The 22678-nt window shown below is 60.0% G+C and carries 21 protein-coding genes; 10 read left to right on the top strand and 11 right to left on the bottom strand.

Annotation, left to right across the window (positions count from 1 at the left end; all coding sequences use genetic code 11):
• Window positions 1-50: 50 nt before the first annotated feature.
• Window positions 51-974, bottom strand: a complete 924-nt coding sequence (locus LQ788_RS09515; protein ID WP_231447127.1) for a hypothetical protein — start codon at window positions 972-974, stop codon at window positions 51-53.
• Between the two features lie 77 nt (window positions 975-1051).
• Between LQ788_RS09515 and LQ788_RS19855 the strand changes: the two genes are divergently transcribed.
• Entirely contained in the window at window positions 1052-1351 is a 300-nt protein-coding gene (locus LQ788_RS19855; RefSeq protein WP_262908346.1) for a helix-turn-helix domain-containing protein, read from the top strand.
• A gap of 206 nt (window positions 1352-1557) precedes the next feature.
• On the opposite strand, the gene LQ788_RS09505 is transcribed toward LQ788_RS19855, so the two are convergent.
• Window positions 1558-2103 (bottom strand): antirestriction protein ArdA, encoded by a 546-nt coding sequence (locus LQ788_RS09505; RefSeq protein WP_231447124.1) that lies wholly within the window; start codon window positions 2101-2103, stop codon window positions 1558-1560.
• A 382-nt stretch (window positions 2104-2485) separates the two neighbouring features.
• On the opposite strand from LQ788_RS09505, the gene LQ788_RS09500 reads away from it, so the two are divergent.
• Together LQ788_RS09500 and LQ788_RS09495 are read left to right on the top strand one after the other, a co-directional pair.
• Complete coding sequence (locus LQ788_RS09500; protein ID WP_231447122.1) at window positions 2486-2728, top strand: helix-turn-helix transcriptional regulator; 243 nt, start codon at window positions 2486-2488, stop codon at window positions 2726-2728.
• Window positions 2725-6396, top strand: a complete 3672-nt coding sequence (locus LQ788_RS09495; RefSeq protein ID WP_231447120.1) for a hypothetical protein — start codon at window positions 2725-2727, stop codon at window positions 6394-6396. Before LQ788_RS09500 ends, LQ788_RS09495 begins: the two co-directional genes overlap by 4 nt.
• A 75-nt stretch (window positions 6397-6471) precedes the next feature.
• Here the strand turns inward: LQ788_RS09495 and LQ788_RS09490 are convergent, their stop codons facing one another.
• From LQ788_RS09490 to LQ788_RS09480, 3 genes are all read right to left on the bottom strand, one after another.
• Window positions 6472-6744, bottom strand: coding sequence for a hypothetical protein (locus tag LQ788_RS09490; RefSeq protein WP_231447118.1), 273 nt, complete (start codon window positions 6742-6744; stop codon window positions 6472-6474).
• On the bottom strand, window positions 6741-7025 hold the full coding sequence (locus tag LQ788_RS09485) for a hypothetical protein (RefSeq protein WP_231447116.1): 285 nt from the start codon (window positions 7023-7025) through the stop codon (window positions 6741-6743). The genes LQ788_RS09490 and LQ788_RS09485 overlap by 4 nt, the downstream gene beginning before the upstream one ends.
• A gap of 219 nt (window positions 7026-7244) precedes the next feature.
• Entirely contained in the window at window positions 7245-7670 is a 426-nt protein-coding gene (locus LQ788_RS09480; RefSeq protein WP_231447114.1) for a hypothetical protein, read from the bottom strand.
• A 416-nt stretch (window positions 7671-8086) separates the two neighbouring features.
• Here LQ788_RS09480 and LQ788_RS09475 point away from each other — a divergent pair, with 416 nt between their 5' ends.
• The 3 genes from LQ788_RS09475 (at window position 8087) to LQ788_RS09465 (ending at window position 13691) form a co-directional block, all read left to right on the top strand.
• Complete coding sequence (locus LQ788_RS09475) at window positions 8087-10201, top strand: site-specific DNA-methyltransferase (protein ID WP_231447113.1); 2115 nt, start codon at window positions 8087-8089, stop codon at window positions 10199-10201.
• The gene (locus LQ788_RS09470) at window positions 10201-12756 is read left to right on the top strand and encodes a DEAD/DEAH box helicase family protein (RefSeq protein ID WP_231447110.1); all 2556 of its coding nucleotides are present in this window, start codon (window positions 10201-10203) and stop codon (window positions 12754-12756) included. The genes LQ788_RS09475 and LQ788_RS09470 overlap by 1 nt, the downstream gene beginning before the upstream one ends.
• 674 nt (window positions 12757-13430) lie before the next feature.
• The gene (locus LQ788_RS09465; RefSeq protein WP_231447108.1) at window positions 13431-13691 is read left to right on the top strand and encodes a hypothetical protein; all 261 of its coding nucleotides are present in this window, start codon (window positions 13431-13433) and stop codon (window positions 13689-13691) included.
• Between the two features lie 209 nt (window positions 13692-13900).
• Here the strand turns inward: LQ788_RS09465 and LQ788_RS09460 are convergent, their stop codons facing one another.
• Window positions 13901-14824, bottom strand: a complete 924-nt coding sequence (locus tag LQ788_RS09460; RefSeq protein ID WP_231447106.1) for a DUF4365 domain-containing protein — start codon at window positions 14822-14824, stop codon at window positions 13901-13903.
• A gap of 820 nt (window positions 14825-15644) precedes the next feature.
• On the opposite strand from LQ788_RS09460, the gene LQ788_RS09455 reads away from it, so the two are divergent.
• Window positions 15645-16685, top strand: coding sequence for a DUF4062 domain-containing protein (locus LQ788_RS09455; RefSeq protein WP_231447104.1), 1041 nt, complete (start codon window positions 15645-15647; stop codon window positions 16683-16685).
• Window positions 16686-16841: 156 nt separating this feature from the next.
• Here the strand turns inward: LQ788_RS09455 and LQ788_RS09450 are convergent, their stop codons facing one another.
• Together LQ788_RS09450 and LQ788_RS09445 are read right to left on the bottom strand one after the other, a co-directional pair.
• Window positions 16842-17330, bottom strand: a complete 489-nt coding sequence (locus tag LQ788_RS09450; protein WP_231447102.1) for a helicase associated domain-containing protein — start codon at window positions 17328-17330, stop codon at window positions 16842-16844.
• 192 nt (window positions 17331-17522) lie between these two features.
• The gene (locus LQ788_RS09445) at window positions 17523-18239 is read right to left on the bottom strand and encodes a hypothetical protein (protein ID WP_231447100.1); all 717 of its coding nucleotides are present in this window, start codon (window positions 18237-18239) and stop codon (window positions 17523-17525) included.
• 257 nt (window positions 18240-18496) lie between these two features.
• On the opposite strand from LQ788_RS09445, the gene LQ788_RS09440 reads away from it, so the two are divergent.
• Entirely contained in the window at window positions 18497-19594 is a 1098-nt protein-coding gene (locus LQ788_RS09440) for a hypothetical protein (protein ID WP_231447098.1), read from the top strand.
• Window positions 19595-19670: 76 nt separating this feature from the next.
• On the opposite strand, the gene LQ788_RS09435 is transcribed toward LQ788_RS09440, so the two are convergent.
• Both LQ788_RS09435 and LQ788_RS09430 read right to left on the bottom strand, forming a co-directional pair.
• Window positions 19671-19814: a hypothetical protein gene (locus LQ788_RS09435; protein WP_231447096.1), complete on the bottom strand. Its 144-nt coding sequence runs from the start codon at window positions 19812-19814 to the stop codon at window positions 19671-19673.
• A gap of 203 nt (window positions 19815-20017) precedes the next feature.
• Window positions 20018-20584 carry a hypothetical protein gene (locus tag LQ788_RS09430; RefSeq protein ID WP_231447094.1) on the bottom strand — a complete coding sequence of 189 codons (567 nt, stop codon included), beginning with the start codon at window positions 20582-20584 and terminating at the stop codon, window positions 20018-20020.
• Window positions 20585-20763: 179 nt separating this feature from the next.
• Here LQ788_RS09430 and LQ788_RS09425 point away from each other — a divergent pair, with 179 nt between their 5' ends.
• Together LQ788_RS09425 and LQ788_RS09420 are read left to right on the top strand one after the other, a co-directional pair.
• Window positions 20764-21258 carry a hypothetical protein gene (locus LQ788_RS09425; protein WP_231447092.1) on the top strand — a complete coding sequence of 165 codons (495 nt, stop codon included), beginning with the start codon at window positions 20764-20766 and terminating at the stop codon, window positions 21256-21258.
• A complete protein-coding gene (locus LQ788_RS09420; protein ID WP_231447091.1) occupies window positions 21255-21845 on the top strand; it encodes a recombinase family protein in 591 nt (196 codons plus the stop codon). The genes LQ788_RS09425 and LQ788_RS09420 overlap by 4 nt, the downstream gene beginning before the upstream one ends.
• A gap of 96 nt (window positions 21846-21941) precedes the next feature.
• Here the strand turns inward: LQ788_RS09420 and LQ788_RS09415 are convergent, their stop codons facing one another.
• Entirely contained in the window at window positions 21942-22475 is a 534-nt protein-coding gene (locus LQ788_RS09415) for a hypothetical protein (RefSeq protein ID WP_231447090.1), read from the bottom strand.
• Window positions 22476-22678: the final 203 nt, after the last annotated feature.

Here is a 22678-nt window from a genome sequence, read left to right as displayed (position 1 = left end):
AAGCCCCGCCGGGGAGCAAATGCTCTCCCAGCGGGGCTTCTTTCGTCAGCTCAGCTTGCGATCCAATCGCCGTTGTCATCGCGCATGAACCCGTCAACCTCGCCAGCAACGCCGATGGTGCCGTCCGTCATGACCGACACCTGGACCGTCGCTGTAGTGTCGCTCTTCCCGTCGGCATCAACGGAAGGAAGCTCGATCTCGATTGCGTTGTCCGGGTCGGTCGCGGAAGCAGCGCAGTCGCCTACTACGGTGAGCGTCGAGAAGTCATCGGCGATGTAGGTGCCTGCCTCGGGCGCAGACTCGTCAAAGTCGGAGAGCTCGCTGGGTTCTTTTGTGGAAGTTAGTCCCAGAGCCTTCGTGATGATCCCGGCGTTCGTGGTCTCGCCCTCGCTGCCACCGCTAAGGTAACCGTCCACCACCTCTTGGCCGGTCGCACCGTCAGTGTAGAAGGTGCCCTGGACCCCGGCGAACATTTGGATTTTCTCTCCGATCTGCTGGGCTGTCAGGCCGCGCTCCTTGCCGTCGGCGATGATCTCATCGACCTCGGTAACAATCTCGTCGATCGAGGATGCCTCCGAGCGCTCCAGAAGCGCTTCCTCCGCCTTCGACCGCTGGCCCGCGTCTGAACCTGCCGACACGAGCCCATCGGGCTGGCCGTCCATGTACGTGATCGCCAAGTCAGCAGCACAGGCCTGCGCGTTGCCGAGGTCGCGGCCGGTCACAGCGACCTGGTCGACGACCATGTCGTCGGCGTCTGCTCCCATCGCCTCGCGGAGGTCGCCTGGAACGCGGATGGTGATCTCTTCGGAAGGCTCGATTCCGTTGGTCTGGAACTCGTACACACCGGCAGCAGTCTCGCCGCCGGTCTCGTCGGTACCAGCGGAGGCGTCGGAACCTCCTGAGCATCCTGCCAGCAGCAGGGCGGCGCCTCCAAGGGCGGCGAACGTGGTCGTCATCGTCGTGGTGCGGCGCATGATGGAGAGCCTCTCTGGTCTTAGGTCGTGTCGCGTGGTTCTATTCTACCGCAACCGGAACATATAGATCCTGGTTTATGTGGCTGACCAGGCGGATTCTGGAAGGTGTGCCTCGTCAAGAAAACCGTACGTTCGAGCCCCGTCTGCAACGGGACTTCGGCTCGAACCTGCGTGCATGGCGCACGTCTCGGGGTCTGACTCAGGAGCAGATGGCAGAGCAGCTAGAGCTGAGCGCTCGTTACCTGCGCACCCTTGAGACCGGGGCCGGCAACATCACCCTGCGGACGATGGAGCAGGTCGCGTTCTCCCTCGGTGAGGACCCGATCGAGCTGTTGGCCGGCACCCGTTGGGACGAGGCCACGGGCTCCGATAGATAGAGGCGTCGGCCTCTGCGGACATGCTCAGTCGTCCTCGTAGGTGTCGGTCGCCTAGTCGGCGACTTCTGCCACCGACACGGGTCCATGGATGGGGCATGTGTGGACACACCAGAGACCTCGGCCAGGTATGGCCACGTAAGCGCGGTCGCTGAACTCAGGCGGCGAGCACTCGAAGCAGAAGCAGAGCTTCAGATCGTTGTCCGTCATCACAGGTTCCGGAACACGAAGACGCTGGATCCAGGCGCATCCTCGACGGTGAAGTCGAAAGCCAGATCCCGAGTCCACGATCTCCAGTTGAAATAGCGCGCAACTTCCTCGGGCACGTCTGCTAGCAGGCCGATGTCCTCGGCGAGCTGGTGGGCGTACTCGGCGAAGCCATCCCAGCGTCCCGCGTATCGCTCCACGAAGTCGGAGACGGACGGCAGATCGCCGGTCCCCTCAGCCACATAGTTGCCGCTGCGGACCCAGGCGAGTAGGGCCTGACGCAGGTGCTCGTCGACATCCTCGACGACGCGACCCCACTCAGCGGCCTCGCTCGGGCTCATCTCGCGGTGGACCGGCATGTCATCGACGTCGAGGCACCACAACTCCTCACAGCCATCGCGGCTGCCGCTAGCGCTCCGGTGCACGTCGGTCAGGGTGACCTCGTCGGCCACGATGGCATCAAACCACTCGCCGACGAGCCGACCCGAGTTGTAGCAGTACAAGCAGCCTATCCAGACCTTCATCGCTGGCACGGTCATAGTGGTCATGACGTCTCTCCTTTGTATTGGGGTGGAGAGGACGGCGGGCACCGCAGGCAGTCATGCTCTAGTGAATTGACGCGGTTACGTGACGCCCGCCCCTCTCAGAAGAGATCCCGAGCCGCCTCCGGCGGCATAAGCCTTTTCAATCACCACCGCGTGCCTCAGTTCCCAACCACGTTCTCCTGGAATACCAGGAGAACTGGTATCTGCGGCGCAGCAAGGCAGCCCAAAGCCCCCGAGAACCCGCGGAATCACGCGGAACTGCGGTAGAATTGACGCAGGTCTGGATGTGAGAACCCGCTGTCGTCCTGGCCCGTGGAAACGTCACTCGGGGACGTGCGGACCGCTATCCCGTGGCCCGCAAGGTCGAGTGCCAAGGATGACCATCATGGACGACTTTTCATGGACAGCTGCCCCGCAGCCTCCCGGGCTGCTGGACGAGGGCCTTATCCCCGAAGCTGACCTCGCAGAGAGCCTGGGCTGGAGCCGCGATTGGATCGGCAAGCGCCGTCGCCGCGGCGAGATGCCCACCCACATCAAGCGGGGCCGCACAGTCCTCTACCTGCGCCCCGCAGTCGAGGCGTGGCTCCGTGCGGGTCTGCACTCCGGCAACGAGGGGGTGACCCGATGAACATCACCATCCATTCCCGGCTGCCGGGCCCCCGCGCTCGAAGCAAGTGGACCCTCCGGCGCATACTCGCGCTGGCTCTCATGCTGATCATCCCGATAACCCTGGTGCTCGGCTCCGCCTCCGGTGCCTTCGCTCAGGGAGAGGACGAGGAAGACGCCGTCGCGGCGATGAACTTCTACCGGCTCAGCTCCTCGGTGACGGCTCTGTTCTCTGAGGCGACCAAGCCCAAGTCGGACCTTGACCTCACCGATACGGGTTGGCCGACGGTGTTCGCCAACGCATCCAGTGGCGGATCGATGGTCGGCTATGTCGACGATGATTACAACCCCATTGCCGGCTGGCTGAACTCGAAGACAGCACAGTCTTCGGATGCCATCGGCTACGGCACGCTCATGACCTTCGACGAGGGCACAGGTATCAGTGGCCTCAGCGGCGCGCAGCATTACTCGTACTTCGGCGCCACGCTCAACGGCATGGGCCTGGATACGACCAGCACCGGTCTGTCGCTGGGCTTCTTCAACACGATGCTCGGCGGCGTGGTCATGTTGCTCTACATCCTCACGGCGGCTGTCGATGGGCTCTTCTCCATCGTGCTGACGATCATGGACTGGCTGAACCCGTTCAAGCTCTTCTACGTGGGTGTCAGCGCGGTGAGTCCCGAGTTCGCCAACGGCATGACCGGCGGCCAGGGACCTCCTGGTGTGCTCGGATCGCTGTCGGAGTGGATCGGCGGCTGGTATCAGGTGCTGAACTCGCTGTCCTGGACGGTACTCGTGCCGATCTTCATGGCGACCTTCGTCATGGGCATCCTGCTCTTCAAGAAGATGGACAAGGGCTCGGGGCTGAAGAAGCTCTTCATCCGCCTGCTGTTCATCGGACTGGGCCTGCCCCTGCTGGGTTCGATGTACACCGGCGCCCTGGGGGCCATGAACAACGCCACCGATGATGGCAACGCCGGCTCGACCAAGGTCGTGCTCTCTACCTACGTGGACTTCGAGGGCTGGGCCCTGGATCAGCGCCTGATGGTTCCGGAAGGCGCGACCATCGAGTGGAACAACCTCAGCAACCAGCCTTCCGGTGCGTCGCAGGCCAATGTCCGCGACACGGCGCTGCTGATCAACGCTCAGGTCTTCGACCTGCCGAACATCGAAGTCGTCGGTGACACCGACGAGGACGTGGCATGGGGCGAAGCCATCCGTGGCGGCGAGTCCGACTGGTCTGAGGTCAAGTACGGCCAGATCATGTCGATGCTGTGGCGCTACATGGGCAATGAACAGGTGTCGGCTTCTTCGTTCGAGACCGAGTCGAAGTCCACGCTCTCACCTGAGGCGCGTGAGCTGGCACCTTCCTGGTTCGAGGGCTACATGAAGGACCCCGAGGACTCGGCGAAGCCGGACAAGACTGTTGCTCCGAACGTGAATCCGCTGCTGGTCACGGCTGACGGTACGGGCCTGACGCTCAACCAGGAGTCGGGTCGCACCAACAACAACTTCGCCTTCTACACGGCAGGTGATGTCGGCGAGTGCGGACGTCAGCTCTCCACTCCTGGTGGTGCGCCGATGTCGTGCAACCTGGCGCCGCTGGCGATGTACAACTACCTCAACACCGACTTCGGTTCGACGTCGCTGCACACCTACTCCTCGGGCCGTTCGAGCTCCGAGGCAACGCGCTCGGTTCACAACTCGGTGAGCATGGTCGGAACCGGAACGATGAGCTTCATCTACTGGTTCAACGCCGTGGTGCTGCTGGGTTCGTTCGTGCTCATCGGCTTCGGCTACGCGTTCTCGATGATCATGGGCAACCTTCGTCGCAGCTTCCAGCTCATCACGGCGATTCCTTTCGCCACGCTGGGAGCCATCGCGGGTATCGCCAAGGTCATCGTGTACTCGATCGCACTCATCATGGAAGTGATGATCACGATCTTCCTGTACAAGTTCGTCCAGGAGTTCCTCATCGCTCTGCCGTCCATCTTCGAGAAGCCTTTCGCGGGTGCGCTCAACAACGGCGACACGGGCAATGCCCTGATGATGTACCTGGGCTCCAGCGGCCTGATCGCCATCATCATCACGCTGGCCGCGATCGTACTGACGATCATGTTCACGGTCATGGCTCTGCGTGCCCGCAAGTCGATCGTGAAGGCCATCGAGGAGGCGACGACCAAGATCGTTGAGAAGTTCGTGGACTCTTCGGTTGGTGCACCCGGAGGCGGTGGCGGGATGATGCCTGCCCTCGCTGGCGGTGCGGCGGCAGGGGCAGGTGCTGCTATCGGCAACCGCATGATGAGCGGCGGCGGTGGCAGCGGGAAGAAGTCCCCGTCGTCGAACGCCGGAGGGGCCAATGGCCCCGGTGCCATCGCCCCCGACGGTTCCGGCCCCGAGGGCGGCGGGTTCCTCGGAGGCGACGTCGACACGGACGGCGCACTCGACTCCGATGGCACCATGGCTCTGGCAGGCAGTGACACCGAAGGTGGAGCTGCCGAGGGTGCTGACGCGCAGGCGGCAGAGGGCTCGCAGGGCTCCGGATCGCCCATGGGCGGCGCAGACGGTTCTGCGGGCGCAGACGGCTCGGACCCGGCCAGTGAGACTGAGCTCGGCAAGCAGGTCGAGAGCAGCGGTCTGTCGAATCCGACGGGTGACGCAGCCGATGGTGCCGAGTCCGGTGCTGACGGCAGCAGCATCGGACAGCCTGCTGCTGATGGCGGAACTGAGGGTGGCAACATCGACCAGCCCGCCGTGGGTGACGGCGAGGCGATGGACGCGGCGTCCGGCTCGATGCAGGACTCGCAGGAGAGGTATAAGGAGGCTGACCAGGCGAAGCTCTCGGCTGGCACTGAGGGTGCTCAGGCCGCTGGTCATGGTGCTCTGGCAGCCGGTCGTGCTGTGGCTGGTGATGAGGCGGGAGCTGCGAAGTCTGCGGGCGATGCTCTCGACCATGGCGGCCAGTCTGCTTCGGCCGATGCTCGTGCCCGTCAGGCGTCTGCGGATGCCGGCAAGTCCAGCCTCGACTCGCAGAACACCCACGCGGACAAGCAGCGTCAGCAGCAGATCAAGCAGGGCCAGCAGGTCTCCAGTGCCGGCAAGACCGTCTCTGGTGTTGCTGGTGCGGCCGGCGGCGCAGGAGGAGGCACGGCACCGACTGGTGGCAAGGCTCCGACCGGGGGAGGTAAGACTCCGTCGACTGGAGGAGGCAAGGCTCCTTCGACTACCGGTGGCAAGGCACCGTCTGCTGGCAAGGCTCCCCCGGGAACGCCTTCCTCGTCGAAGCCTTCTTCGGGTGGCGGGAAGACGCCGTCGACGGCACCGTCGAAGCCGTCCTCCGGGCCGAAGGCTCCGTCCTCGTCGGGCAGCACGGGCAGCGGCGGCGGTCGGCGTCCCTCCGGGGGGAAGACCTCCGGGAGCAACCGCGGAGGCAGCCAGCCTCGGATGAGCGCTCCGGCTCCGAAGCAGCAGGTACCCAAGCCGGCTGCTCCGCCGAAGCGGGCTACGGCCAAGCCCGCTGCACCGGCCGCGAAGCCGGCGCCTACCCAGCAGCCGAAGCCCGCTCCGACCCGCCGCAGTAGCGGCACCGGCTCGGCCCGTGATGGCGTCCGCAAGGCCCAGGGCGCTCAGCGCCGCGCGACGCAGTCCAAGCACAAGGGTCGCGGGAAGGGAGGGCCCAAGCCCCGGTAGACGCCAGCCGTAGACAGCGGACGAGGAAAAAGAAGATCCCCGAGGGCGGATGCCCCCGGGGATCTTCTGTGTTCGTCAGGACTCCTTATCGCCGTAGAGCAGCTCGGCGTCTTCCGCGCTGATGCACAGAATGTCGCCGATCTGCTGCCAGTCGAAGCCATCGGTCTTGGCCTCCTTGACGATGGCCTTCCGAGTCGGTTCGATCTGGATCTCGGCCAGCCTCAGCAGCCCGAGGTCGTCCAGCGGGTCGTCGCCGCCAGCAACCAGCTGGTTCGCGATCGTGCGCAGCTTCTGTGCCTGTTCCCTTCGTGCGGCCGCGACGCGACGGTAGCTGTCTGAGCGCTTCATGACGCCTCCTTGAGGTAGTTGATCCCGGCCGAGATGGTCAGTGCGAGCACGACGGCGACGACCATGTACCCGGCGATGAGGCCGAACACGGCGATCAACCGGCTGTCGGTGCGAGCGATGTTGTCCTTCCGGGACGTGGACCGGTGAAGGGCGACGTGGCCTAGGGGCACGGCTGCGATTGCGAGCCCGACGATGCCGAGTGCGAAGGACAGCACTGCGACGGGATCGATCTGCCGGAGCCGTGCGAGCCCGACGGGCTGGGCTTCGGTGATGGTGGACATGTGAACCTCCTAGGTAGATTCGATCGAAGGGACGTCTCCTTCACCCATGCCCCCGGGCCCGCCCCCGGCGGGCCATCAGCCACTCTGGCGGCAGGGCAGTCACCGCCTTGTCCTCACCACTGCAGCGATGGGCACGACCCCGTGGGGAGAGCAGTAGACGACGATGCTGACCCCAAGGTCGGGAAAGAACAGCAGCTCGTTCTTGATCCTCCCGAGTTATCAGTGCTGATCGAGGTAGGCGAGCCTCTTGGCAGCTGCGGCAAGCTGTTCTTCGAACACAGGATCGCGACCGGTAGTGGAGACACCGGGAAGGTCGTCGACGCACTTGGTCTCGTCGAGGATCTGCAATCGGTGGGCAGTCGCTCCATGAGGCCCCACTCGTAGGCTCTCGATATGGTTTGCCACACGGGCAGCGACGAGCGCAGCAGCCAGGCCAGAGTGCTCGGTCCAGTCCTTGACGAAGACTTCACCAGGTTCGGCGACGTAGCCGGAGCTGAGGAGATTCATAGTGAGTACCTCTTCCTCCGCGGTCGTGGGGTCGATGAGCACCAGTGCGTGCTGTCGACTGTCGTATCGGATCTCTCCTGCCCGGTCGAGACTGGTCAAGCTGAGTAGTGCGTTTCTTCGGATTGTGATCCAGGTCATGACGTGTTCTCCTGTTCGACTGTGAACAGACAGGCTCTGCTCACCGAGAGAACTCCCGAGCCGCGCTACGCGCGGCTACCAGGGACGCTGGAGGCTTCGCGATTCAGATTTGGGCGGTCGCCGCATCCCCTGGAACAGCCGCCCACTGCGCGAGCTTTGCCGGCAGGGAGGGCGGCCCCTCGTCGGGTCCGTCCGGTGTCGTCTTGGCGCTCTCCAGCGCCATCGAATCGGGCGTAGGGCGGTTCCCTCCCACAGCGAGTGCCCGGGCCGCGAGCAATAGCGCTGCTCCAGCATGCCGCGCCCAGTGGTGGCGATTCTTCGTGCGCGTACGCTCCCGAGATAGGATGGCAAGGAAGGTCCGCGACGCACTGTGACGTGCGGAGACGGGCCCGAGCCGTGCGAGTGTGAGGATCTAAATGTCGAGGTTAACGGACCTTCTGCGCGCTGCTAAGCAGCTTGACCCGCAGCTCGGTGAGGACCTGGAAGCCGAGATTCAGCCGTTGCAGAAGCGTCTGCCTTTCGGCCTCAACTTCGAGAGGCACGCACCCGAGGCAGTCGAGCTGGCGGGCCACAAGGTCCGCAGGGGCAGCAAGGTACGGATTCTCCCGCCAAGAGGTTCCACAGCCCAAGGAGACCAGCGCCTCTGGCGAGTCGAGTCCATCGCTGGTAAGTCAGCAGTGGTAGCTCTCCTCGACGGCTCGGAAGACGAGTCTGTAAACGTAGCGGTTGACGACCTCATCCTCGTGGCCGAGTTTCGCGACAGGATCTATCCCGGGTTGCGTCCCGACGGTTCAGTCGAGCGGGGAGGCGATAAGCCGTTCCACACTGTGATCAATGGCGAAAACTTCCACGTCCTTGAACAGCTCACATTCACACATGAACAGTCTGTGGATGCGATTTATATTGATCCGCCTTACAACTCGGGCGCGCGAGACTGGAAATATAATAACGACTATGTCGAAGGCGACGACCTTTACCGGCACTCAAAATGGCTCGCATTCATGGAGCGTCGCCTGAAGCTCGCAAAGCGTCTCCTAAACCCCGAAGACGCGGTTCTGATAGTAACCATTGACGAGAAAGAGTATCTCCGGCTCGGGCTGCTACTGGAGCAAACTTTCCCCGAGGCACGTGTGCAGATGGTTTCGGTGGGAATCAACCCCGCCCCACCGTCGCGGAACGGATTATTTGGGCGGGCGGACGAATTCTATTACTTCGTACTTCTCGGCGAGGCCGGAGTGCAGACTGCGGCTCTCGGGCCAGACTGGATTACCGCTAAAGGGCGCACTCATAAGGGGCAGATCAGGTGGGATCTATTGAGGAAGTCCGGTGCGAGCCCGACTCGCGCAGGGCATCCTGATACATTCTATCCATTCTTCATTAACGCCGACGGTAGCGGCTTTCATAGCGTGGGCGATGCTATAGGTGTTGGGGCTCAGCGCCACGACACAATCGTTCCCAACGGGACCATTGCTGTCTGGCCCATCCGGCAGGATGGCACTGAGGGACGCTGGCGTCTTCAGCCGTCCACGGCGCGCCGAGTACTTGAACAAGGTGGCCTAAGAATTGGATCCGTAAAGGGTGAGCGCACTCCGATCTACTACCTGTCGGAGGGCGAGCGTGAGAAGATCAAAAATGGCCAGTACGAGGTCACTGGTCATTTGGCAGACGGCTCCGTTGTAACTTCGACGATGGAGACTTCTGAGAGGTGGCTGATTCCGGGTACGCAGTGGCGCATTGGCTCTCATGACTCGACCCAGTACGGGTCCCGTCTCTTGGCGAAGTTTATGCCAGATCGGAAATTCCCGTTCCCAAAGTCGCTATACGCGGTGGAGGATGCGCTTCGCTTTTTCATGGGAGATAAGCCCGACGCGACTATTCTTGATTTCTTTGCCGGTTCGGGAACGACGGCACACGCGGTGATGCGTTTGAACCGCCAAGACGGGGGGCGTAGGCAGTGCATCTCTGTGACGAACAATGAGGTTTCGGCTGAGGAACAGATTGACCTCAGAAAGAAGGGACTGCGCCCCGGGGATGCTGATTGGGAGCGATGGGGGATCTGTGATTACATCACAAAGACGCGCATTCAAGCAGCGATCACTGGCATGACTCCTGGCGGCGAGCCAATTAAGGGTGATTATAAGTTCACCGATGAATTCTCTATGGCTGAAGGTTTCGAAGAGAATGTGGCGTTCTATACGTTGACGTACGAGTCGCCGTGGCGGGTGAGCACTGATAGAGCATTCGCCGCCATTGCGCCGATGTTGTGGCTCCGAGCTGGAGCAGTCGGACGTCGGATCGACGCGATCTCTGACGGATGGGAAATTGCTGACAGCTACGGCATCATCAACGACCTCGACAGATCGTCGGATTTCATCGCTGCTCTCGAAGCGGCAGATGACGTCCGAGTCGCCTACATCGTCACCGACGATGAGGGCCGCTACCAGCAGGTCGCGAACGAAATTCCGGGCGTCGAGACGGTGCGCCTCTACGAGGACTACCTCCGCAATTGCGAAAGCGTTGGTGACTTCTGATGCGCTTCACTCTCAAGGACTATCAGGCAGACGCTGTCGGTGACACGCTCCGCGAACTCGCCTCAGCACGCGACTTCTACCGCAGCGCGAGCAAAAGGGTCAGCTCCGTGGCACTGGCCTCTGTGACCGGGTCCGGCAAGACGATCATGGCCGCGGCCGTGATCGAGGCATTGTTCTGGGGCAGTGATGACTTCGACGTGGTCCCGGACCCAAACGCAGTCGTGCTGTGGTTCAGCGACGACCCGTCCCTGAATCAACAGACACGGCACCGCCTCCAGCAGGCGTCAGACCGGCTGAGGAATCGCCTTGTCACGGTCGAGCACCCGTTCCGTCATTCGAAGCTTCAGCCTGGCAACGTCTACTTCATCAACACCTCGAAGCTCTCCCGGAACAGCTTGCTCGTGCGTGGACACGACAACTCTGACGTGCTGCCGGGGATGGACTCGCATCCGGACACGGTCCCATTCACATTCTGGGACACACTGCGAAACACGATCGAAGACCCGAACCTCACGCTGTACATGGTCCTCGATGAGGCACACCGCGGCATGGGGCGTAGGTCGTCGTCGGACACTCCGACCATCGTTAAGCGGCTGATCAACGGCCACAGTGGCGTCCCTCCGATCCCGATCGTGTGGGGAATCTCCGCGACCGTTCAACGGTTTGAGGAGGCCATGGCAGCGGCCCAGGTGAAGGAGAACCGAGTCCACCTGAGCACGATCGAGGTCGACACGGTCCGCATTCAGGAGTCTGGCCTACTCAAGGACGACATCGTCCTTGACTTCCCCGCGGAGTCTGGTGATTTCAACACCGTTCTGCTGCGTCGTGGCGTTCGCAAGGTCAAAGCGATGTCAGCTGCATGGGCGGAGTACGCCGCTGCACAGAACGAACCAGAGCCGGTCAATCCGTTGCTCGTGCTCCAGGTGCCCAACAAGCCCTCGCCCACCGAGATGGCCGCAGCCATCGACGCGATCTACGACGAGTGGCCCGAACTGGGCCACGACGCACTTGCCCACGTTTTCGGCGAGCACAAGGCGCAAGCGTTCGGTCAGTACAGCGTTCCCTACATCTCGCCTGAGCGAGTACAGGACGCCACCTATATCCGCGTGCTCCTTGCAAAGGACGCTATCAGCACCGGCTGGGACTGCCCTCGTGCCGAGGTCATGGTCTCGTTCCGTCCGGCGAAGGACGAAACCCACATCACGCAGCTGCTGGGACGGATGATCCGCACCCCGTTGGCTCGGCGTGTGGAGGGCGACGACCTCTTGAATAGCGTCGAGTGCATCCTGCCGAAGTTCAACAGAGCTACTGCCAGCCTCGTGCTTGAGAAGATCATGGGCAGCGACGTGATCGACCCTGATGGCGACAGTGGCAAGCGTGTCCTGATCGACCCTCTGCTCATGACGCCGAATCCTGCGGTGCCGGACGAGGTGTGGGATCTGTTCTCGGAGCTTCCCACTGAGACACTGCCGAGGAAGCACGCAAACCCGATCAAGCGCCTGACGGCATTGGCACATGCCTTGGCAGCAGACGGTCTGGTGGCAGATGCCGGCCAGTTCGCGCATGAGCGTCTGCACGGTGTGCTGAACGGACTTGCTGCCCAGTATCCGAAGGAGCTTTCCAAGGCTCAGGAGGATGTGCTCACGGTGGCCGGAGGGACAGTCCGTGGTCATCATGGTCTGCGCACTGATGACACCTGGACCGAAGATGCAGACGATCGTGCAATCCAGGAGGCATACCGCCACGGGGCTCGCAACATCACCCCAGACATCGCGCGAACGTACATCGACCACCTGGTCGAGGATGCCGACGACGAGGACGTCCTGCGAGACGCCCATGTGCGTGTGGCCGCACTGGCGATGCTCCCGCAGACGCGACCGAAGCTGGACGAGGCAGCAGACGCGCTGGCAGCAGAGTGGTTGGGTAAGCACCGGGTCTCGATCAAGAGCCTGTCGGAGTCGCGCCAGAGCCTCTACGCTGAGATCACCGCAATGAGCACCGATCCGCAGCTGGTGTCGATGGCGCTGCCGAAGAACCGGCAGGAAGAGACCAAGCGCTTCGTCGGCGAGACGGCTCAGCTCCTCGAACGCCGTCCGCTGCACCTGCTCTCCGACGAAGAGGGGATGTTCCCGGTCGGGAAGCTCAACCCAGATGAGATCGAGGTGCTTGACACCGAGGTGGCACGTGGAGACTTGCTTGCCTGGTACCGGAACCCGACCGGTGGCCGGGACTCCATGAGCCTGGCTTACCAGGACCGGCACGGCGACTGGCGGACACTCCGACCCGACTTCCTGTTCTTCATCGACAGCAGCGAGGGCGTGCGGGCAAACATCGTCGATCCTCATGGGGCTTGGCTGCCAGACGCTCTGGCGAAGCTGCGTGGCATGGCACGGTTCGCGGAGATCCACGGCGATGACTTCCACCGTATCGAGTCGATATCAAGGATCGATGGCAAGTTGCGGGTCCTGGACTTTAAGCTAGCGGAGGTGAGGACCGCTGTGCTCGATGCACGTGATGCGGACGATGCGTATCGCGAGTCCTCGGTCGAATTCTGAAATAGATCATTGGTGAAAGCCGAGCAATGACGAAAAGTGCCGATCAATCTCAGTTCGAAAATCCGATGAAACGTCTGGCGAGGGCACTAGGCGAGACTGAGCATCCTGTACCGCCTAGCGATCAGTGGATTAAGGTTGTGCTCACTGTAGCGCCGTGTACAGTGTTGATTCTCATCTCGATGCTGTGGGAATGGGGTGCCCAATTTTTGCTTGTCTTCGCCGGCGCGTTTGCGAGTATCCAGCTTGTGCAACCTTATGAGCGTGCCGCGAATTTGGTCAAAGATCATCTAACGGAGGCCAGGCAGAACCGACGGTCTGGGCTCAAAGAGGCGAGAATCAAATTAGAAGTTCAGACATCGTCGATGGTGAACCAGGGACTTGCACCGGTAGGTTATTCTCCGGCGGGCCTAGCCCTTGCTAGGAGGCGCTTTCGACGGTTATCACGTCGCTGGCAGCGGAGCTTTATCGATATGAATGGTCGTGGCTCACGACCGGATACGTTTGGCTTGTCTCCAGCAGCTGTTCAACACTGGTTATACCCTTCCCGTAGACCGAGATTTCGCTATAAAGAATATCTAAAGTTTGTGGCGCACGGACGAAACATTCTAACGCGATTTAGCCGGGTCCTGATTGGGTGGATACCCTTGTTAGGCTCATATTTAATGTTTAAGTGGTTGGATACGGAAACGAGCAAGAACCGTCAACAGCACCGGGCGGAAAATCTGTTGCAGAAAGTTGGTCTTGAATTGATCAGGGCAACCAATCGTGCTGACGGTGATGAAACAGTGCGGACGCTCGCTGGTCAGCTCGATCTTTGTTACGAACGCCCCAAGTTCAAGAACCACTGGGTTCTTCGAGAGAATGAGTTGCCTACTTGGCGGGACAATCTGCGCAAAGAAGCTGCTGAGGACTCCGATGAAGAGAGCAGCGAGTAGTTCATGAGAGAGTTCGACGGCGACTGGCCTCGCCTTGTTGGAATTGAAACGCGAACCGCAAGCTTGGGAGTCGCCCCTGCGGCAAGTTGTTTTTCGTTCGCCTCGCCGATGGCTAATTCGCCCCGAAAGAGTAGAGTCAGAAGGTCGCTATTCGAGCGTCCGATAAGACCCTGTTTTAATAGGTTCATCCCGACTCGGAGATGCACCAGTCAAGGGAGTTTCCATTTTCCGGCGAGTGTCGAGCCGTAATCAAAGCAGAGTTTCTCCAGAAATGACAGCGAACGTTCTTCATTAACTGTAGGTGACACTGAGGCCAGAGGCTCTACCCAGTCTGGCCACCCGTGCTTTTCTGATGCCGCCTCGTTTATCATGTCATGGGCGCGCATATCCAGCTCATCGAGCAATGAGGATCCTGTGTGGGTAACAATGTCGTCCTGCTCGTTGCCTCTGACGCCGACACCGTCTAAAAATGATCGCATTAGAACTCGTGCCGTTCCCGTGTAAGGTTGTTGCTCAAGAGAAACCTGCGAATCTTGAAATGCTCTCTCGTGGATGCGAGTCAGGCGGCCTACCATATTCAGAGTAGACTCCCATAGTTCGCGCTTCTTGCGTGGCCACGTAAATTCGACGCCGTCTGCAAAGTAGAAACGGCTTTTCTCAACCCATTCATACATCCGCTGGAAGAGCGCGCTGGAGTCCACTTCCTGTCCGCTGCTGACTGGAACTTTGAAGCTGTCAGGTTTCGTAGTCTGAGCGTACAGGTCGATGACTAGTGGATCGAAAAATCGAAACGTGGTCGAGCCGGTGTCAGGATCGACCATTACGGCGACAACGAGCGTAGGTGTGCCGGCCAAGGCTCCCACTCGCCAAGCGTGTGCGGTTTCAGTAGAAATAGCCGGGAGAGTGTTTGTTCTGGTGCTTTTCACTTGGATGTGGGCGGTTTTTCCTGACATCGACCATGATGTCTTGTCGCGCTCCGGAGGCGTAGATCCTTTAGGAAGTTGGACGAGAAGGTCCAGTCCGACATCCATGAAACTCAGAAAATTGACGACGCAGCCGCTCTGCAGGAATGCCTCTGCGACGCGAAGTTCCCCGAGCTTTCCCTGCTGATTGTTTCGATCATTCTTCGCCATCGTGCGCGATCTCCCTTTCGAGCTCCCTGACCGGTGTACAGGTCTTGATTACGAAACTCTCACAGTCGACCATCCAAGGTCTTGAGGGAGAGAATGGCTTTAGTTAAAGGTGTTTAACCATCCAGGCAGTGGGTCCAGATTTGGTGTGGGCTAGGTGAGGTCTGCGTTCACAATGTTAGCCGTCATGCCGAGGATCGTGGATACCTATGTCGATCATTGGGATTAGTAGTGCCGACGACCTGGACCCGGGGTCCACGCTATGTTCCTCCGCTCTGCCTCCGCCACGACTGATGATGGGAGTCCCTTCTTCTTATACTCCAAACGAAGTCGAGCGATCCAACGGCCTGCACCGGGCCATGTGCTGGTGCCACGAAGCTGTGTAACGTTGATGTGCCCGTTTTGTTGAAAGTAGTCCTCCAGCCATTCGAGCCTTCGAAGAAATTCGCCTTCCCTGCGTTCAACACGAGTTGGAGGCTTGGGCTGGGGATCGCGATAGGGAGGGACAAATCGCACACCTATGGACTCGGCTGCTGCAACCCGTTCATCAGTCAGCTTGCCCTTGCGATACTTCGTTCGCAGGCTGGAAACCCACAGTCCAATCCGCCAGGTGAGCCACACTATAAGAGGCATCTTGATGCGTTGCACGTCGTGCATGGAGACGGAGTCAGTCGCTGCGCGCCAAGTCACGGTCAGCATCACGTACCCGACACGTAAGAAATAGTCAGCTCCCGTGAGTTCCGCTTCATTCTCTGGACGCCCGAGATAGTGCGCGGAGGTCGGAGCCCAACGGTCACGGAGCGCTCCGACTATCATGTAACCCATGGACAAGCGGTATCAGGTATTCATAAGTTCGACGTTCGTCGATCTCATCGACGAACGTCGAGAGGTGATGCAAGCGCTGCTTGAGATGGACTGTATGCCTGCGGGGATGGAGCTCTTCCCCGCAGGAAACGATGATCAGTGGACGTTGATCAAGGGTGTTATCGAGCAGAGCGACTATTACCTCGTGATTCTCGGTGGTCGCTACGGCTCCGTCACGGAAGAGGGTGTCAGCTACACCGAGAAAGAGTACGACTATGCAGTCGAGCTCGGGATACCCGTGATGGGCTTCGTGCCGGCCGACATGGACGAGATTCCCGTCGGCAAGACCGACAAGAACGACGCTGCCGCGCAAAAGCTCGACGAGTTCCGCGTCAAGGTGCAGAAGCGGATGACCAAGGAGTGGAAGAACGCTGAGGACCTCGGGTCGAAAGTGACTCGCGGTCTGATGCACCTGATCAAGAACCATCCGCGGCCCGGCTGGGTGCGAGGCGATCAGGCAATGACATCGGAGACCAGGGTCCAGATCGCAGAGCTCGAAGCGAAGATCGCCAAGCTAGAGAAGCAGGAAATCGAGACTGGCAAAAGCGCAGCGTCGGAGATTGACAGCAGCTTTGCCCACGGTCAAGAGGAGGTCGAGGTCACCCTGGTACGCAAGGGCTACGACAGTAACTACGAAAGGATCGAAGAGGCCGGTGTCCTCAATTACATGTGGGACGAGATCATGGAGGTTCTTGGGCCGTTCATGATCGACGAGGCCACCGAGCCCTCCCTGCGGCACACCTTCAACAGTCACATGCTTAGTGAGATCCAGGCTGACACCGAAGGATGGCCGGACGACCTGTCTAACGAGTCTGCGACGATCTCGGACAGGTCGTGGGGTTCGATCATCGTCCAGCTGAGGGCACTGCGCCTCATCACGACCGGCACCAAGAAGCGGACGGTGAGCGACAAGGCGGTTTACTGGAAGCTGACGCAGGCAGGTGACGATTATCTGGTCGCGTTGCGGGCCGTGCCGAGCAGTGCTCGCGCTCATGACTGAAGCACTTTCTCTCATTGCGGGTTCGTTCAGTAAACGGTCGTATGTCGAACACTGAACGGTCGGGGGGGGGGCAGCTGTCCCAAAGCTGTTCGTTAATCCGTTCATTGGCTCGTAGGCATGAAGCTATGTGACGAACACCTATGTTGAACGCAAGCATCAATAGGAGCGGCGACCTGGACCCGGGTTCCACACAATGTTCATGCGCTCGGCTTTAGCCACAACCGACTGCGGCAGCTTTTGTTCACGATATTGCGAACGTAGACGGGCGATCCAACGACCTGCGCCGGGCCAGGTGCTGATGCCACGAATTTGTGGAACGTTGATGTGGCCGTGTTCTCGAAAGAAGTCCTCCAGCCATTCGAGTCTTCGGAGCAGTTCACCTCCCCTGCGTTCAGCACGGGTCGGTGGCTTGGGCTTGCGATCGCGATAGGGAGGGACGAATCGCACCCCTATGGCCTCGGCTTTTGCGACTTGTTCATCTGTCAGCTTGCCCTTGCGATATTTTGCTCGAAGGCTGGAGACCCACAGCCCGATTCGCCAAGTGAGCCACTCTTCATGCGCTTTGGGGTTCGCGTTGCCATGCTCCCTTGCATAGGCAGACAGGCGTGTCAGTCCTCGGTCGAAGTCAACTCTGCCTCTGCCCATGCTTGAAGGTTAGCGCCCTTACAGTCCTTCGCGATAGAAGAAGGACTGCCACTTGGAGTTAGCGCACAACCGCTTCGATGACCGGAGCAGCGGAGCGGAAGGGCGAATCCGAGCAGGCGTTGACTTGTCCAAAGTGAAGAGCTGCCGTCCGGCCACGACGTCGTCGTCGAATGCCGAAACTCCACCAATGGCTCAACCCAGATCCAAGCGCTTCTCTAATTCCTCGAACTGTTCATGATAGTTCCGTCCGACGGCGTCAGCGTAGTGACTTACGTAGTGGACTCGTTCAGTGCCATAGAAACCAGACAACAAATCCAGGAGCGAGTTCTCATCGCCGGTGGAACGCCCGAAACTCACCAGAGGCGAGTTCTCAGCGCCGATGAGCGATAGTTCACGGTCAAGAACCGTGTGCATCGCTTCCTCGATCCGAGACCTCCATGCCTCACCCCGGGAACGCATCAGGAACTTGAATTCGTTGATGTTATTGGTCGGCAGACCTTTGAAGAAGTCGGTGATATACGCGCCGCGGAATGCGTTGCTTTCAGTGCCTCTCGCGATGTTGTAGTCGCTTGCTCCGCTGTGAAAGTTCGCCCACAGTCTGTCCTTGTTATGGCGCAGCTGTCCGACTTCGGCACCTTGAGCTGGATTTTTGGGACGGCCCAGGTTAAAGGCCACTAGGACAACATTGTTGTGAGCAACTCCCTCGACAGCGGCAAAGGTGTTCACTGTAGACGGGTCTTGTGCGGCTGATACCGGTTTTGTATCCACCTTTGGATAGATAGCCCAGCTGCCGTACTGGGCGTAGACTCCAAGGTCGTCGCTGCCGAGAAGTTCTGAAAGCTCAGCAACGGCTGTGGAAACCTCAGTCTCTTCCAGGGCGCCGTATTGCTGCTTCGTAATGGTTGACATCAGTCGGTTGCTTCCTGTTTCAGCGAAAAGCGGTCCGTTTATACTCATTAGCACGCGTCACGGTACTCTCCTATGGGTTTAGCACGGTTTCCCGCAAGTTGCCATCGCGGTCTGTCAAGAGTGGTCTGAGCAGATGCACTTGATAGTGCTGTTGAGTCGCAGGGAAGTTGGCCTCAAACGTTGAGCGTAGCGCTGTGTATGCCGTGGAGTGTCGATCAATGGTGATCTGGTCGACGAGTTCCCTCTAGCATTGGCATATGGATAGCATTACACCTGCACAGTTGTCGCTCGAACTTCAAGTTACTTCGAAACGCGTGCGTGATGTACTACGTGACGAGTTTGGACTATTGCCACCTGGCAAAGGACGCTGGCTGCTCTCGCCCGCAGAAGCAGATTCAGTCCGGGCAAGGGTCGGGCTAGACGCGTCTTCACAGGTGTGGAGTCTTCGCCCCGGCGACGAAGTCCGACGCCGAGCTGTTCACCGCGTTTACGGCGGGCAGCAGCAGGGCGGAATATCGACGCCGAAGTCGATCGACGATGTCCTCATCTTCACAGATCCTGACAGCGGCAAAGAGTTCGGGTACGACAGGCACGAAGGTCTTCGCGAAGACGGGAACTATTCTTATACGGGAGAAGGGCAAGTTGGCGATCAGTCCATTGATAAGCGTGGAAACGCTGCCCTAATTCGCGCAGCAGCGAGCGGCAATGCCATTCGGCTATTCCGGACCCAGGAGGTCTACGCAACCTACGTCGGTGCGTTCACCCTCGGTAACCCTGCCTACTGGGAGAAGGAGATCCCAGACCGCAACGGTGCTATGCGAAGTGGGTTCGTGTTTAACTTAGAACCGATCGACGCAGACACAGAGTTCTTGCCGCCTTACGGTGGCAAGGGGCTCGCCGAGCCGGTTGTGAAGGATTGGACTGCGCCTGACTTCGACGACGTACTTGTCGAGCCGGGTCCTAGCTCGAGCGATCTTGAGGCGCGCACGGTCTCACGGCTGGAGTTTGAGCTTCAAAACGATTTTGGCAAATGGCTGGCGGCCAACGGAGACGAGCCAAAGTCGTTGACTCTGCCAGTTGATGGGTCGAACATTATGCCGGACCTATACGTGCCTTCTCGTGGTTGGATAGTCGAGGCGAAACGTTCAGTTGCTCGGGACCATGTGCGGACAGCCATCGGGCAAGTCTTGGACTATACGCATGCCGCGCGCGAGTTTGGTGTCTCAGCAGCGCCGCTGATTCTGATTCCTGGAGCCCCTAGCGACAGCTTGGGGAGCCTCCTCCGCGCATTGGGAATCTCATTGGCGCATCGGTCGGACGACGGCGAAGGCTTCACGATCGTTTCATCGGACTGACCGCCGTCGTGGCGCCCACAAGTTATGGACACGCTGGCTCACGACGCCAGGTTCGGTCGTTCGCGCATGCCGCTCTTTAGAGGGGCTCGCCATTATCAATCATCGACTTCAGGGTTTCTGAGAGTTCGTCGGCTGATTGAATTTCGTGGGACTCGATAGCGATATCGCGCTCAAGACTTTCATCCGAGCTCGGTCCGTCGTGTTTCTCATTGCTGCTCATTGGCTTCTCCCTGATTCCTTAGACGTCTTACATTCAGTAGAGCACAGACGAGCCACACCCTCCAGCAGTGCGATCAATATCTATCCTTCATGGGGAGGACTTCACCCCGTCGAGCGTTGAGCAACGCAAGTGACCGACATGATGACTCCGCTTTGCCTCAAAACGGAGAGCTGTGCGCGGTGGTTCGTCAGCTGGAGGACGAGTCAGGGCCCAACGGCGTTTCCGAGAGCTGCGATTGTTTCGCGAGCGTAGTCAGCGCTTTCCGCCGTCACCGCTTGGTTGACGCCCGTCGTGATTGAAGCGAGCAAACCTTTGACCAAGGTAACTCCACGCCGTACGACGCCGTTGTCGGGCTCAGCCTTCACGACTTCGGTCAGTAGCGCCTCGGCGTTCTCGCGCGTGTATTGGTTGTCTTCTTCAGTGAGCGGTAAGTTGTCCAGCTTCGCGAGAATGTCGGCAAGAATGCCTGCTAAGTCTCTGTAGCCCTCCGCGACCTCGCTGACGTCCCGTTGCTCTTGACTGATCGTGCCGTCACCCCAGGCGACCTGAGCTTGGTCGCCGTTCACTGTCACAGTGGGCCCGTGATAATGATTCACCGTCGATGGCTGCGACGCGCCAGAGAGTCTTGCCGTATCAGCGTTGATCGGCACCTCGATAGGTCGCTTGTCGAACTCGCGTTGAATATCCTTCTGGAATTTGGATACCGCTCGTTTGTTGATGCTAACGCCTTTGTCCACCTTATTCTCCTCGTTCGCTGTTGCCTGCATCATCTCATGGGGTGCAGACACACGTGGCTGTGCCACAAGCTCGGCGATGCCTATCGGGGTGTACCCAAATAGACACATCGGAATGTCGCTATATCTAGTGTCTAACGAGGTTACAAGTGGTATCATTGGACATATCAGACGGCAACTCAAGATGCCGTTGGACATTAGAAGGAGACAGAACAATGAACAACGTTTCGCCGCATATCCTCTCAGTGCAGTGGGAGCAGCGTGCCAAGCGCTCTCCGGAGCAGGTCGCCTTCGACGACGTCGTCGAGAGCGTAGAGCTCCCGGCGGCACTGGAACCGCCGGACGACCCCAGGCCCTGGGTCAGGAAGGGCTACACGAGTGCGGCGGGTCTCTACGACCAGATCGTCCGTAGCGGCTCAGAGGGCGTCGAGCTGCGTAACCTCGGCACCTTCCACGGCAAGGATCGGCGCAAGGACGCCATCGAGATTCTTCGCGGATGCAGCGAGGTGAGGGAGACCAAGGAGCAGCGGGAAGGGACCAACCGGCGCCTCATCGTCTTCCGGGCAACCCCTGAGGTCGTGGCGAAGGTCGACGAAGTCAGGGCCGCGTTGAAGAATGCCTCCCCGGAAGCCGCGGAGAAGGACGACATGTTCAGCGCGGAGTTCAAGAAGGCTGTCGAGGAGCTCACGAAGGCCGCAGAGAAGTCGTGACTGGACATCGCGGACAGACGGTCGGCTACGTTCGCGTGAGCGCCGTCGACCAGAACCAAGCGCGACAGGTCGAGGCGATCGGAGTCGTCGACCGACTTTTCTCAGAGAAGGTCTCAGGAAAGAACGTCGACGACCGTGCCCAGCTGGCCGAGATGATCTCCTATGTTCGCGAAGGCGACATTGTACGGGTGAAGTCCCCGGATCGGTTGGCACGGTCGACCCGAGACCTCCTCGATCTCGTCGAACAGCTCCAGGCGAAGGGTGTCGCCGTCGAGTTCATCGACAACCCAGCTCTCAACACGGACACGCCTCAAGGCGAGTTCATGCTGACCATCCTGGCCGCTGTGGCTCAGTTGGAGAGGGCCACCATCCGTGAACGCCAGGCCGAGGGGATCGCTCTCGCGAAGAAGAAGGGTGTGTACGAGCGCAAGCCGAAGCTCACCCCCGAGCAGATCGCAGATGCCCGTCGGCGGGTCTCAGAGGGCGTGCCAAAGGCGAAGGTGGCCCGTGACCTGAACGTCTCACGTCAGACGCTCTACACCGCGCTGAACGGCTCGGGGAAGTACGCCGATCTGACAGCGCACTAGTAGACATGCTCGGGCAGGAGACTGAGCGCAGGAAGAACATCTCCTTCCTGCCCGCCGGCCGCTGGAGAACCAGAATCGGCAGAGCTGTGCGGTGAGTCAGGACCCAACGGCGTTCCCGAGAGCTTCGATTGCTTCGCGAGCGAATTCAGCGCTCTCTGCGGTCACTGCCTGGTTAGCGCCTGTCGTGATTGAAGCGAGTAAACCCTTGAGCAATGTCACACCACGCCGTACGACGCCCTTGTCAGGATCGGCCTTCACGACTTCGCCCATGAGCGCCTCGGCGTTCTCTCGCGCGTACTGGTTGTCCTCGTCAGTGAGCGGCAAGTTGTCCAGCTTCGCGAGAATGTCGGCCACAATACGAGCCAGGTCCTGATAGCCATCCGCGACTTGGCGAACATTCTCTTGATGTTGATTGATCGTGCCGTCGCCCCATGCGACCTGAGCTTGGTCGCCGTTCACTGTCACGACGGGCGCGTGATAATGATTGACCGTCGGTTGCTGTGACGCACCGGAACCCGTTGTCGCATCAGCCTTGATTGGCACCTCGACAGGTCGCTTGTCGAACTCCCGTTGAATGTCCTTCTGCATCTTCGCTATCGCTCGCTTGTTAATGCTCACGCCTTTGGCCACCTTTGACTCCTTATTCGCCGTTGCCTCGATCTTCTCATGCGGCGCTGACTTACAACCGCGATCCTAAGGCTCGACGCCAAACAGGTCTCAGTAGCCCCGCAGCGGGGCTCAGAAGGCTAGTCGAAGGCCAAGGAGGTTCCATTACCAAGAGATCACCCGACAGGCCCTGTACAAGTCGCTGAGCGGATCCAGAGAATATGCCG

The sequence above is a fragment of the Brevibacterium zhoupengii genome (assembly GCF_021117425.1).
GTDB lineage: Bacteria > Actinomycetota > Actinomycetes > Actinomycetales > Brevibacteriaceae > Brevibacterium > Brevibacterium zhoupengii.
Note: the sequence above shows the minus strand (reverse complement) of the source record. Positions and strands in the feature narration are given on the sequence as shown.